This is a genomic window from Pseudomonas sp. B21-040 (assembly GCF_024748695.1).
In the GTDB taxonomy this organism is placed as follows: domain Bacteria; phylum Pseudomonadota; class Gammaproteobacteria; order Pseudomonadales; family Pseudomonadaceae; genus Aquipseudomonas.
Window position 1 is genome coordinate 187309 of record NZ_CP087176.1, and the last position, 12265, is coordinate 199573.

The following is a 12265-nucleotide window of genomic DNA, read 5'->3' on the forward strand; positions in this document are numbered from 1 at the left end:
TCTACTATTGGTCTCACGCCGCAAGCATTGCCGCCACTGCCAGGCAACCTCTCAGTTGAAGGAGCAGCACCATGAGCGCATCCCTACGTAGTGTTGATGGCCAAGACGAAGCAACCATTTTGCGTGAGATCCAGAGCGCGTTGCGCGATCTGCGCTTTGGGGCGGTGGAGATCACCGTGCACAACGCCCAGGTCGTCCAGATCGAACGCAAAGAGAAATTCCGTTTGCAGAACCCGAGCAAGCCGAGCTGAGAAATCGGCGACCCGCTTCCAGCACTCCATAAAAAAGCCAACACAATCAGAATTCCAGGAGCTTTCACCATGTCGTCGATTCGTCATTTTGCTTTGGCCGCCCTGGCCAGTGCCCTTTTTGCGGGTTCCGCAGTCGCCAAGGATTACGAACTGCTGAACGTGTCGTACGACCCGACGCGTGAGCTGTATCAGGACTACAACGCCGAGTTCATCAAGTTCTGGCAGAAGGATCACGCAGGCGACAACGTGAAGATCCAGCAATCCCACGGTGGTTCGGGCAAACAGGGTCGCGCTGTCATTGACGGTCTGCGCGCTGACGTCGTGACCCTGGCCCTGGCCGGCGACATCGACGAAATCGCCAAACTCGGCAAGACCCTGCCGGCCGACTGGCAGACGCGTCTGCCGGAAGCGAGCACGCCGTACACCTCGACCATTGTGTTCCTGGTGCGCAAGGGCAACCCCAAAGGCATCAAGGACTGGGGCGACCTGGTCAAAAATGACGTATCGGTCATCACCCCGAACCCGAAAACCTCCGGCGGTGCACGCTGGAACTTCCTCGCAGCCTGGGCCTACGGCCTGAAAGCCAATGGCGGTGACGAAGGTAAAGCCAAAGACTACATCCAGACGCTGTTCAAGCACGTTCCGGTGCTGGATACCGGTGCTCGTGGCTCGACCATCACCTTCGTCAACAACGGTCAGGGCGACGTGTTGCTGGCCTGGGAAAACGAAGCCTTCCTGGCCCTGAAAGAAGACGGTGGTGCCGACAAGTTCGAGATTGTCGTGCCTTCGCTGTCGATCCTCGCGGAGCCTCCAGTGGCCGTGGTCGACAAAAACGCCGAGAAAAAGGGTAACGAGCAGATCGCCGAAGCATACCTCAAGCATCTGTACAGCCCGGCAGGCCAGGAAATCGCGGCGAAAAACTTCTATCGTCCTCGTGACAAAGACGTGGCCGCCAAATACGCCAAGCAGTTCCCGACACTGGAGCTGGTATCCATCGACAAAGACTTTGGCGGCTGGAAAACCGCGCAACCGAAGTTCTTCAACGATGGTGGCGTGTTCGACCAGATTTACCAGGCGCAGTAGTCTTAAATAGCCATCAACGAGCCCCGATTTAACCGTCGGGGCTTTGCGCGTTCTCAACCAAGGACTTTTATGTCGCGTCGTATCTCCCCCGTCATACCCGGCTTCGGGCTGACGCTGGGCTACACCTTGGTGTACCTCAGCCTGATTGTGCTCATTCCACTGGCGGCGATGTTCGTCCACGCCGCTCAACTCACCTGGGATCAGTTCTGGGCAATTATCTCGGCGCCACGGGTGCTGGCGGCGTTGAAGCTGAGCTTCGGCACCGCGCTCTATGCCGCGATCATCAACGGCATCATCGGCACGCTGCTCGCCTGGGTACTGGTGCGCTATACCTTCCCAGGGCGCAAAGTCATCGACGCAATGATCGACTTGCCCTTCGCTTTGCCGACTGCGGTGGCCGGTATCGCACTGACTGCGTTGTACACCCCCACCGGTTTGGTGGGTCAGTTTGCGGCGGATCTGGGTTTCAAGATCGCGTACACCCCCCTGGGCATCACCCTTGCCCTCACTTTTGTGACACTTCCATTCGTAGTACGTACCGTACAGCCGGTATTGGCCGATATTCCCCGTGAAGTGGAAGAAGCGGCGGCGTGCCTCGGTGCAAAACCGTTGCAGGTTTTCCGCCATATCCTGGTGCCCGCGTTGTTGCCTGCGTGGCTGACCGGCTTCGCTTTGGCCTTTGCCCGCGGGGTCGGCGAGTACGGCTCGGTGATTTTCATCGCCGGCAACATGCCGATGAAGACCGAGATCCTGCCGCTGCTGATCATGGTCAAACTCGACCAGTACGATTACACCGGCGCCACGTCCATTGGTGTACTGATGCTGGTGGTTTCTTTCGTCCTGTTGCTGCTGATCAACCTGCTGCAACGTCGCATCGAAACCCCATAAGGAGGCGCGAACCATGTCCCAATCGTCTATTGCTGCCGCCTCTTCGGCCAACGCTGCGCGCCGTGGCAGTGCCACCTCGCGAAGAATCCTGATCGGTCTTGGCTGGCTGATTTTTGCGCTGTTTCTGCTGTTGCCGCTGTTCATCGTGGTGTCCCAGGGCCTGAAGCTTGGCCTCGGTGCGTTTTTCACCGCGATTTTTGAACCGGACGCGCTGTCGGCGCTGAAACTCACGGTGATCGCCGTGTTGATTTCCGTGCCGCTGAACCTGGTGTTCGGTGTCAGCGCCGCCTGGTGCGTGAGCAAGTACTCGTTCCGCGGCAAGAGCATGCTGGTGACGCTGATCGACCTGCCGTTCTCGGTCTCACCGGTGATCGCCGGTCTGGTTTACGTGTTGATGTTCGGTGCCCAGGGCCTGTTCGGGCCGTGGCTGCAGGATCACGACATCCAGATCGTCTTCGCATTGCCGGGCATCGTGTTGGCGACGATTTTCGTCACCGTGCCGTTCGTGGCTCGCGAGTTGATCCCGTTAATGCAGGAACAAGGCACTCAGGAGGAGGAGGCCGCGCGCCTGCTGGGCGCCAATGGCTGGCAGATGTTCTGGCACGTCACCGTGCCCAATATCAAATGGGGCCTGATCTACGGCGTGGTGCTGTGTACCGCGCGGGCGATGGGTGAGTTCGGTGCGGTGTCGGTGGTTTCCGGGCACATTCGCGGGGTGACCAACACCTTGCCGTTGCACGTCGAGATCCTCTACAACGAATACAACCACGTGGCCGCGTTCGCCGTGGCGAGCCTGTTGCTGATCCTGGCGCTCTTCATCCTGCTGCTCAAGCAGTGGAGCGAAAACCGTATTAACCGCCTGCGCGCCAGCGCCGCGGAGGAATAATTCATGTCGATCGAAGTGCGTAATGTCAGCAAGAATTTCAACGCGTTCAAGGCGCTGGACAACATCAGCCTGGACATTCAGAGCGGCGAACTCGTAGCGCTGCTCGGCCCGTCCGGCTGCGGCAAGACCACGCTGCTGCGGATCATCGCCGGGCTGGAAACCCCGGATCAGGGCAACATCGTGTTCCACGGTGAAGACGTGTCCGGCCATGACGTGCGTGATCGCAACGTCGGTTTTGTGTTCCAGCACTACGCCTTGTTCCGCCACATGACGGTGTTCGACAACGTCGCATTCGGCTTGCGCATGAAGCCGAAAAACCAGCGCCCGAGCGAAAGCCAGATCGCGGTGAAAGTCCACGAATTGCTGAACATGGTGCAACTGGATTGGCTGTCGGATCGTTATCCGGAACAGCTCTCCGGTGGCCAGCGCCAACGCATCGCCCTGGCCCGCGCCCTGGCGGTGGAACCGAAAGTCCTGCTGCTCGACGAACCGTTCGGTGCTCTCGACGCCAAGGTCCGCAAAGAGCTGCGCCGCTGGCTCGCGCGTCTGCACGAAGACATCAACCTGACCTCCGTTTTCGTGACCCACGACCAGGAAGAAGCGATGGAAGTGGCCGACCGCATCGTAGTGATGAACAAAGGGGTGATCGAGCAGATCGGCTCACCGGGCGACGTCTACGAAAACCCGGCCAGCGATTTCGTCTATCACTTCCTCGGCGACTCGAACCGGCTGCATCTGGGGGAGGACCATCACGTGCTGTTCCGTCCTCACGAGGTGTCGCTGTCACGTCATGAGCTGGAAGATCACCACGCGGCTGAAGTGCGCGACATTCGTCCGTTGGGCGCGACGACTCGGGTGACGTTGAAGGTCGAAGGCCAGGTCGAACTGATTGAAGCTGAAGTGGTGAAAGACCATGACAGCCTGACCGGGTTGGCGAAGGGCGAGACGCTGTTCTTCAAGCCCAAGGTCTGGCAGAAACTCGCCAACCTCTAAAGCAAAAGCATCGTCGGAGCGCCGCCCGGAGCAAGCTCGCTCCCACAGGAGTTCTATGCACGCCATAGATCCAATGTGGGAGCGAGCTTGCTAGCGATGGCGCCTTAGGCCGCAGCGCGATTCGGATTGATTCGTACACCCCCGGCTCGCGCCTCGATCTGCTCTTTGAGGTCATGCCGCAGCCCCAGCAAAAACGCCAGCTCCGCCACCACAAACAACGGCCCGACAATCAACCCGGTCACGTCGTCGACAAACGCCGGTTTACGCCCTTCATAGTGATGGCCGACAAACTGAATCGCCCAGCCGATCACAAACATGCCGATGCCGCTCACCAGCCAGACCAGCGTGCTTTGCTGCGCCAGCGTTTGCCCCGCCCAAACGGACAGTGCCAGCAACACAGTCATCAACACCCCGAGGCGCAACTCCAGGCGCAGGTAAAACCACGCCGACGCCAGCGATACCAGCACCGCGGGTGAAAGCCAGCCTCCGGCCCATTGCGGCCGCGACAGCAGCACTGCGACTGCCACCACGATCAGCGGAATACCGATAAAGTGGCTGGCAATGTTGCGCGGGTCTCGGTGGTAGGCGGCGTATTGACTGAGGTGGTCGACGAGGCTTTTCATTATTGTTCTCCTGTAGGGTGATCGATCATGCCCCGGGGCCATTTTTCGCTCTGTCAGCCAGGCGACAGTCTAGGAGTTTTCATGGATATGCAGGACTGGCGTTCAACCCTCATGACGGGGCAGTGGTTCAGTCATCTACCCGTTTCTTTCCAGCATAGTCTGCTGGCGGTTGCCCGGGCGCGACGGCTGGGAGCGGGGCAACTGCTGTTCAAGCGTGGCGATCCGCCGTGCGGGCTGTACGCGGTCCTCGAAGGATCGGTGCGCATTGGCGCGGTGAGCGAGCAGGGCAAGGAGGCCTTGCTGAGCCTGGTGGAACCACCGCATTGGTTCGGCGAAATCTGCCTGTTCGACGCACAGCCGCGCACTCACGATGCGTTCGGCGTGGGCCAGTGCGTGTTGCTGCACATCCCGCAAGCGGTACTGCTGAAGTTGCTCGATGAGCAACCGCAGTATTGGCGGCAACTGGCGTTGCTGATGAGCCAAAAACTGCGCATGACCTTCATCAACCTCGAACAATTGAGCCTGATGCCGGCGCCGGCACGGCTGGCGCATCGCTTGCTGATGATCGCTGCCGGTTACGGCGAAATCACCCCGCCTCGCCGTGTGCTGCAACTGCCACAGGAGCAATTGGCGTCGATGTTGTCGCTGTCGCGCCAAACGACCAATCAGATTCTCAAGGAGTTGCAGGGGCAGGGGATTCTGGATCTGAGGTACGGCGAAATCGAGATTCTGGACGCTGAGCGGCTGCGGGCGCTGGCGATTGTTTGAAACCCGACGTTATCGGTGGGCTTTGTCTGCGAAGGCGCCTAGCCTGTGATGACGATTATCGAGGTGTGCCATGCGTGTACTGTTAGTGGAAGACGAACCCGAAACCGCCGCACTTCTGGCCAAAGGCCTGAGTGAGGCGAGTTATTCGGTTGATGTGGCGCTCAACGGAATGGACGGCCGGCGCTTTATCGAGTCTGGTGAGTACGAGCTGATCATCCTCGACGTGATGCTGCCGGGACTCAACGGTTGGCAGTTGCTGCAACAGATCCGCAAGCTCGGCGAGACGCCCGTGTTGCTCCTCACCACAAAGGACGGCATCGAGGATCGTCTGCGCGGCCTGGAGTTGCATGAGGATGATTACTTGCTCAAGCCGTTCGCCATGAGTGAGCTGGTAGCGCGCGTGCGCAAGTTGTTGCGGCGCGATCGCGGGCGCTGATGGTTGTCGGTTGGTTAAAATTTGAGCTGAGCTTTGTGCCTGAACTGCACTAAATACAATGCATAAACACAAGTTAGTAGTTTTTGCACTGTATGGAATGCAGGTTGGCGTATGAAAAATCTTGGTGATCTAATCCGTTCGCTACGCAAAGAGCGAAAGCTCTCCCAGCAGGCGCTGGCAGAGCAGTACGGCATGAGCCGTTCTACGATCTCGGGCATAGAGAACAATACCGTCTCTGAAATTGGTTTGCGCAAGGTCGAAGCGATCCTCAACGGCTTCGGTTATGAACTGACCGCCGTGCCGCTGCAGTCGAAGCGCCCCACGCTCGACAGTCTCAAGAAGGTGAACTTCCATGGATGAACCGCAGGAAAGGGACAGGCTGCAAATCAATGTCAGCGATACCGCAGTCGGAAACCTCGGCCGAGGCCAGGTTCGCAGCGACACTGTGTTTGCTTATGCGATAGAGACGCAGGAAGAAAACGCCGTCTCGTTGACGATGCCGGTTCGCCTCGAAAGTTACTCGTGGGAGCGAGGCGTGCCGCCGCTTTTTGAAATGAATTTGCCTGAAGGCGCTTTGCGCGACGAGTTGACTCGTCGTTTCAGTAAGGCAGTTCGAGGATTTGACGATTTTTCTCTGCTGTCTATTGTCGGTCCCCACCAGCTTGGGCGAGTAGGCATTACACCGGAGCAGAATGTGCCCGACCGGCCTCCCGAAACCAGTCTTGCAGACCTGTTGATTGACGATGGCACGCAAGGCTTGTTCGACGACCTCATGGATACCTATGGCCAATATTCCGGTGTTTCCGGCGTGCAGCCCAAAGTGCTGATGCGCTTTGGCCGCTCGGCCTGCAACTTGACCGAAGGGCGTTGCAACGAACTGCTGCAACAAGTCGTCCATGGGATGGATTTGGCGATGATCGAGATGCGCAACCACATCAAGGCAAACAGCGCATTTGCCGAGGTTGGCGCCGGGATGTTGGACCAGTGGGAAGCAGGCGTTGCGCGCAGTCTGGTCAAAGGCTGATCAGCGCAACCCATCCCGAAACTGCCCCGGCGTCATTCCAGTCCAACGCTTGAACGCGCGGCTGAAACTGCTGGTATCGGCAAAGCCCAACAGGTAACTGACTTCACTCAACGAACACTGCGGGTCGCGCAGGTGCAACAGCGCCAGGTTTTCGCGACTTTCATTGAGCAGCGTATCGAACCGGCAACCTTCGTCCGCCAGGTGCCGTTGCAGGCTGCGCAAGCTCAGGTGCAGGGCCTTGGCGATGTGTTCGGCGCTGGGTTCGCCTTCCGGTAATTGTTCTTCAATGGCATCGCGCACCTTGCGCTCCCAGGTCAGCGGCTTTAGCTGCGCCAGCGTTCGCTTGAGCACGGTTTCGTTGTGCTCGGCCAGCTCCGGGTTGGCGTCGTCCAGGTGACTGTCGAAGTCGACGAGGGCAAATTCCAGTCGGTCTTCATCGGCGCCGAAGTACACCGGCGAACGGAACACCTTGTGCCATTGATGTGAATCTGCCGGTTCCGGGCGGCGCAGGTACACCGCCAGTGGGGCGTAATCGCGGCCCAGACGATTGCGGCAGGTGCGCACATAAATCGCCGCGAAAGCGTCGATGGCTTCGAATGCGGGTGCGGGGTTGCCGGGCGGAATTTTCAGGCGAAAACGGTAGCAATCTTCGGCACGGGTCAGCTCCAGTTCCAGGGCATCGCTGACCACTTGGTGATAGCGCACGATGCGTTCGAACACCTCGCGCAAACTGCCGCTGGCCACCAGCGCATAACCGAGCGCATGAAACGTGGTGGGGCTGACGAAGCGCGACACGCGCAAGCCAATCGCCGGATCGCCACTGACCTGCACCGCGATTTCCCACAGGCGTGTGGTGCTGGACAACGGGTAACGAGCGTTCGGGTCGTCCATCAATTGCGGGTCGAGCCCCGCCTGGTGGCACAGGGCGGTGCTGTCGAGGCCCAGGGCATCGAGCTGCTTGCGCAGGGCGCGGGTCCAGCTGGCAAGGGAGGTCGGTTCAGTCATGCTGATTGGCGCTTCCGGTCAACAGGTTGGCGTTCACGGCTACCACCTTGTAAACAGTCACAAGGCAGGATGCGAACATCAATAACCAGAGGATGGAAGCATGCACGGTACTTCTGCAAGTCCCCAACGACTGAATGCAGCGCAGCGATCAGCACATATTCGTGAAGTGGTGCTGGCCAAGGGCGTCGAATTGCGTCAACGCTATCCGATACTCAATCACCAGGACGCCCTCGGCGCAGGCATTCTGGCGTTCGCCCTGACCGGGATGATCGGGTCGGCGGCCCTCTACATGACCGGGCACATGGCCTGGTGGGCCTGCCTGTTGCTCAACGCGTTTTTTGCTTCGTTGACCCACGAGCTGGAACACGACCTGATTCACAGCATGTACTTTCGCAAACAGCGGGTGCCGCACAACCTGATGATGGGGCTCGTGTGGCTGGCGCGGCCGAGCACGATCAATCCATGGATCCGTCGTCATCTGCACCTCAATCACCACAAGGTGTCCGGCACTGAAGCCGACATGGAAGAACGTGCCATCACCAACGGCGAGCCTTGGGGTGTTGCGCGACTGTTGATGATCGGCGACAACATCATGTCGTCGTTTATCCGCATGCTACGGGCCAAGACCTGGGCGCAAAAATTCAGCATCCTCTACCGCACGGTGAAGGTCTACGCACCGCTGGCGCTGCTGCATTGGGGCGCGTGGTACGTGTTTCTCGGCTTCCATGCGGCCAACGGAATCGCGTCTTTGATGGGCGCGCCTATCGAGTGGTCAGCGACCACGTTGTCGGTGATGCAGGTGATCGACATCGCGGCGGTGTTGATTATCGGCCCGAATGTCTTGCGCACGTTCTGCCTGCACTTCATCAGCTCGAACATGCACTACTACGGTGACGTGGAACCGGGGAACGTCATTCAGCAAACCCAAGTGCTGAACGCTGCATGGCTGTGGCCCTTGCAGGCGTTCTGCTTCAACTTCGGCAGCAGCCACGGCATCCATCACTTTGTCGTGAAAGAACCGTTTTACATTCGCCAGATGACCGTGCCGGTCGCGCATAAAGTGATGCGCGAGATGGGCGTGCGGTTCAATGATTTCGGCACATTCGCCCGGGCCAACCGGTTTACACGCAAAGAAGCTGTGCAGCCGCGAGAGGTGCGTGCCGCTCAGGTGTAATGGCTGTGATCGGAAATTCAAACACGCAACAAGCGATGGCATTGGCGTTCGTCATCAATCTGACCCAAACGAGCGATACGTTAAGACACCAGCAGGGAGGCTGGGTGTTCCACGAATCGCTGAACGCATATTCTTTATGGGTCTAATAAAGTAATTAAATATTCCTTTATTAGATAACCGTTTCGAACAATCATCGCTTCACAGGTTTTTGAGTTTCCGGGGCCGTCTCCTTGGCAGGGTGCGGCCCTTTTTTTTGCCCAGGAAAAATGCCGACCCATTCTTGGTAACCTGCATATTCTATAAATGCATTAATAAATAGCTTCTTATTCCTTAACGAATATAACTCTCCTCCCTATACTCGACCACGAACAGACACGCTGCAGGAGAGTTCCCCATGCGCAACGAATCAATTCGCTACCTGATTGTGCCGGGCTGGCAAGGATCGCCGGAAGATCATTGGCAAAGCCACTGGCAGAACAGCCTGCCGAACAGCGCGCGGGTGGAGCAGGCCGACTGGCTGACGCCGCGTCGTGAAGACTGGGTCGCGGCGCTGGCCGAGGCGATAGTCGCCGACAGCACGCCGGTGATCCTGATCGCTCATAGCCTGGGTTGCATCACCGTCGCCCACTGGGCAGCGGCTGCCCCCGTGCAATTTCTACGTCAGGTTCGCGGGGCCTTGCTGGTCGCGCCGGCCGATGTCGAACGCCCGGCGTGCGCGCCGGCCTTGCGCAACTTCGCGCCGATTCCCACTGACCTGTTGCCGTTTCCAAGCCAGGTCGTCAGCTCCGACAACGACAACGCCGTCAGTGCGTCGCGAGCCCTTGAGCTGGCGCGCAACTGGGGTGCCGAGGCGGGGATTTTATCGGGTGCCGGACATATCAATGTGAAGTCGGGTCACCAGCGCTGGGAGCAGGGGTTTGCGTACCTCTATCGCCTGCAAAACCGAATGGAACACCACGCCTTGCGCCGCGCTTGAACCCTTATTTTTTTTAAAACGCCTACCCGTCTCCCGGCGGCCTTGGGCGGGAGTCTGCCATGAGTTTTGAAGCCTTCGGTCAGCCGCTGCTGACCTTCCCCGATGCAGAAAAAAGTCCCCTGAGCATCCGCGCCAAAGCGCTGGTGTTCGTCGATCCGCGTTCGCGGCAATTGCGCCAGGAACTGGAAGCGCTGGCCCCGCGTTCGATCTCGGTATTGATCCGCGGTGAAACCGGCACCGGCAAGGAATTGCTGGCGCGTCATATCCATCGCGCCAGTGATCGCGGCGGCTTGTTCGTGTCGGTCAATTGCGGCGCGATCAGCCCGACTTACGCCGATGCCGAATTGTTCGGCTATGCCGCCGGCAGCTTCAGCGGTTCGGCCAGCAGCCGCGCCGGGTGGTTCGGCTCGGCCAATGGCGGCACGCTCTATCTGGATGAAATCGGCGATTTGCCGCTGCCGATTCAGATCAAATTGTTGTCCGCACTTGAGAACCACGAAGTCATCCGCGTCGGCGCACATCAACCGAGCCCGGTGGACGTGCGCCTGGTCGCCGCGACCAGCATAGATCTGGCCCAGGCCGTAGCCGCCGGGAAATTCCACGAGCGGCTTTATCACTACCTCAGCGAAGGTCATCTGGAGCTGCCGGCATTGCGTGACCGCGTGGGCGATATTCTGCCGCTGGCCGAGTATTTCCTCGGCATCTACAGCCAGCGCCTCGATCTGCCGGTGCCGTTGATCAGTGAAACCGCGCAGCGTGTGCTGGAGCGGCACAGTTGGCCGGGAAATACCCGAGAGCTGGAAAACATCATTCACTTTGCATTGTTGGTGAGCACCGGCGACGAGATTTTGCCGGAGCATTTGAATTTGCCGGAAGCGCCAGAATCGCTGGCGCAGATCGAACAGCAAGCGGCTCAACTGATTGAAAACGGCAGCGCAGCCGAGCGTTCCGCGCTTAAGCGTTTGCTGGAAAGCCTGACGCAGACGCTGCACGGATCTGTATGAGCAAAATGGAATATGAAAGTGAATAAAAGATATTATTCGGGAATAAAAAATCCCGGTATTGTCCGCGTCACGCCAGCGATAGCACTTCACTGGCACTTGTATTTAGCCGTCGTCGATGACGACCGTGATTTTCGATAAGGACACTGCATGAAAAAGGTTCTGTTGTTCACCGCTCTGGCGGCTGCCCTGACTGCGGGCCTGGCCCAGGCTGGCGAGAAACTGGTAGTTGCGGCTACCCCGGTTCCACACGCCGAGATTCTGGAGCTGATCAAGCCAACCCTCGCCAAAGAAGGCGTGGACCTGGAAATCAAAGTCTTCACCGACTACGTTCAGCCGAACGTACAGGTTGGCGAAAAGCGCCTGGATGCCAACTACTTCCAGACTCTGCCATACCTCAATAGCTTCAACGAAGGTAAGTACAAGGACGACAAAGCCAAGTACCTGGTGACCGTGCAAGGTGTTCACGTTGAACCGTTCGGTGGCTACTCGAAGAAATACAAAACCCTGGCCGAACTGCCAGACGGTGCGACCATTGCCATCCCGAACGAAGGCAGCAACAGCGGCCGTGCGCTGATCCTGCTGCAGAAGGCTGGCCTGATCGAGTTGAAAGACCCGAAGAACGCCCTGGCGACCCCGAAAGACATCGCCAAGAACCCGCACAACTTCAAGTTCAAGGAACTGGAATCGGCCATGCTCCCGCGTGTGCTGGATCAGGTTGATCTGGACATGATCAACACCAACTACGCGCTGGAAGCCAAGTTGAACCCGACCAAGGATGCACTGGTGATCGAAGGCGCCGATTCGCCTTACGTGAACTTCCTGGTTGCCCGTGAGGACAACAAGAACAGCGATGCCATCCAGAAACTGGCCAAGGCCCTGACCAGCCCTGAAGTGAAAGCCTTCATCGAGAAGAAGTACAGCGGCGCCGTTCTGCCAGCGTTCTGATTCGCGACGTAAACCCTTTCAAGGTTTCAAACGCCGACGGCTGATGCAGCGTCGGCGTGATCGTTCCCACGCTCCGCGTGGGAATGCCTCTAGGGACGCTCTGCGTCCAGTGACGCGGAGCGTCACGGGCTACATTCCCACGCAGAGCGTGGGAACGATCAACAACTGCCCACCTCTCGATCGTTCAGGCCACCCCGGCCTTCAACGCC

15 protein-coding genes are annotated in these 12265 nt (G+C 58.7%); 13 read left to right on the plus strand and 2 right to left on the minus strand.

Annotated features, from left to right (window positions below; all coding sequences use genetic code 11):
* The first annotated feature begins 71 nt into the window (after positions 1-71).
* The 5 genes from oscA (at position 72) to LOY55_RS00865 (ending at position 4101) form a co-directional block, all read left to right on the plus strand.
* Complete coding sequence (gene oscA / locus LOY55_RS00845; protein WP_046031358.1) at positions 72-251, plus strand: sulfur starvation response protein OscA; 180 nt, start codon at positions 72-74, stop codon at positions 249-251.
* A gap of 69 nt (positions 252-320) precedes the next feature.
* Positions 321-1334 carry a sulfate ABC transporter substrate-binding protein gene (locus LOY55_RS00850; RefSeq protein WP_109785274.1) on the plus strand — a complete coding sequence of 338 codons (1014 nt, stop codon included), beginning with the start codon at positions 321-323 and terminating at the stop codon, positions 1332-1334.
* A gap of 69 nt (positions 1335-1403) precedes the next feature.
* Entirely contained in the window at positions 1404-2222 is an 819-nt protein-coding gene (gene cysT / locus LOY55_RS00855) for a sulfate ABC transporter permease subunit CysT (protein ID WP_033058556.1), read from the plus strand.
* Between the two features lie 13 nt (positions 2223-2235).
* Positions 2236-3108 carry a sulfate ABC transporter permease subunit CysW gene (cysW, locus tag LOY55_RS00860; protein ID WP_046031356.1) on the plus strand — a complete coding sequence of 291 codons (873 nt, stop codon included), beginning with the start codon at positions 2236-2238 and terminating at the stop codon, positions 3106-3108.
* Between the two features lie 3 nt (positions 3109-3111).
* The gene (locus LOY55_RS00865) at positions 3112-4101 is read left to right on the plus strand and encodes a sulfate/molybdate ABC transporter ATP-binding protein (protein WP_046031355.1); all 990 of its coding nucleotides are present in this window, start codon (positions 3112-3114) and stop codon (positions 4099-4101) included.
* 104 nt (positions 4102-4205) lie between these two features.
* Here the strand turns inward: LOY55_RS00865 and LOY55_RS00870 are convergent, their stop codons facing one another.
* On the minus strand, positions 4206-4724 hold the full coding sequence (locus tag LOY55_RS00870; RefSeq protein ID WP_046031354.1) for a DUF962 domain-containing protein: 519 nt from the start codon (positions 4722-4724) through the stop codon (positions 4206-4208).
* 81 nt (positions 4725-4805) lie between these two features.
* On the opposite strand from LOY55_RS00870, the gene LOY55_RS00875 reads away from it, so the two are divergent.
* The 4 genes from LOY55_RS00875 (at position 4806) to LOY55_RS00890 (ending at position 6952) form a co-directional block, all read left to right on the plus strand.
* A complete protein-coding gene (locus LOY55_RS00875; RefSeq protein WP_223523109.1) occupies positions 4806-5492 on the plus strand; it encodes a Crp/Fnr family transcriptional regulator in 687 nt (228 codons plus the stop codon).
* Between the two features lie 70 nt (positions 5493-5562).
* Positions 5563-5928 (plus strand): response regulator, encoded by a 366-nt coding sequence (locus LOY55_RS00880; protein ID WP_046031352.1) that lies wholly within the window; start codon positions 5563-5565, stop codon positions 5926-5928.
* A 111-nt stretch (positions 5929-6039) separates the two neighbouring features.
* The gene (locus tag LOY55_RS00885; RefSeq protein WP_109785276.1) at positions 6040-6288 is read left to right on the plus strand and encodes a helix-turn-helix domain-containing protein; all 249 of its coding nucleotides are present in this window, start codon (positions 6040-6042) and stop codon (positions 6286-6288) included.
* Positions 6281-6952 (plus strand): HipA N-terminal domain-containing protein, encoded by a 672-nt coding sequence (locus LOY55_RS00890; protein WP_223523111.1) that lies wholly within the window; start codon positions 6281-6283, stop codon positions 6950-6952. The genes LOY55_RS00885 and LOY55_RS00890 overlap by 8 nt, the downstream gene beginning before the upstream one ends.
* Here LOY55_RS00890 and LOY55_RS00895 read toward each other — a convergent pair whose 3' ends face one another.
* Complete coding sequence (locus tag LOY55_RS00895; RefSeq protein ID WP_046031349.1) at positions 6953-7957, minus strand: AraC family transcriptional regulator; 1005 nt, start codon at positions 7955-7957, stop codon at positions 6953-6955.
* A gap of 100 nt (positions 7958-8057) precedes the next feature.
* On the opposite strand from LOY55_RS00895, the gene LOY55_RS00900 reads away from it, so the two are divergent.
* The 4 genes from LOY55_RS00900 (at position 8058) to LOY55_RS00915 (ending at position 12056) form a co-directional block, all read left to right on the plus strand.
* Positions 8058-9131, plus strand: a complete 1074-nt coding sequence (locus LOY55_RS00900) for a fatty acid desaturase (protein WP_223523113.1) — start codon at positions 8058-8060, stop codon at positions 9129-9131.
* Positions 9132-9525: 394 nt separating this feature from the next.
* Positions 9526-10107 carry an alpha/beta hydrolase gene (locus LOY55_RS00905; RefSeq protein ID WP_046031347.1) on the plus strand — a complete coding sequence of 194 codons (582 nt, stop codon included), beginning with the start codon at positions 9526-9528 and terminating at the stop codon, positions 10105-10107.
* A 59-nt stretch (positions 10108-10166) separates the two neighbouring features.
* A complete protein-coding gene (locus LOY55_RS00910) occupies positions 10167-11111 on the plus strand; it encodes a sigma 54-interacting transcriptional regulator (protein ID WP_109785279.1) in 945 nt (314 codons plus the stop codon).
* Between the two features lie 147 nt (positions 11112-11258).
* A complete protein-coding gene (locus LOY55_RS00915) occupies positions 11259-12056 on the plus strand; it encodes a MetQ/NlpA family ABC transporter substrate-binding protein (protein ID WP_109785280.1) in 798 nt (265 codons plus the stop codon).
* The last annotated feature ends 209 nt before the right edge of the window (positions 12057-12265 follow it).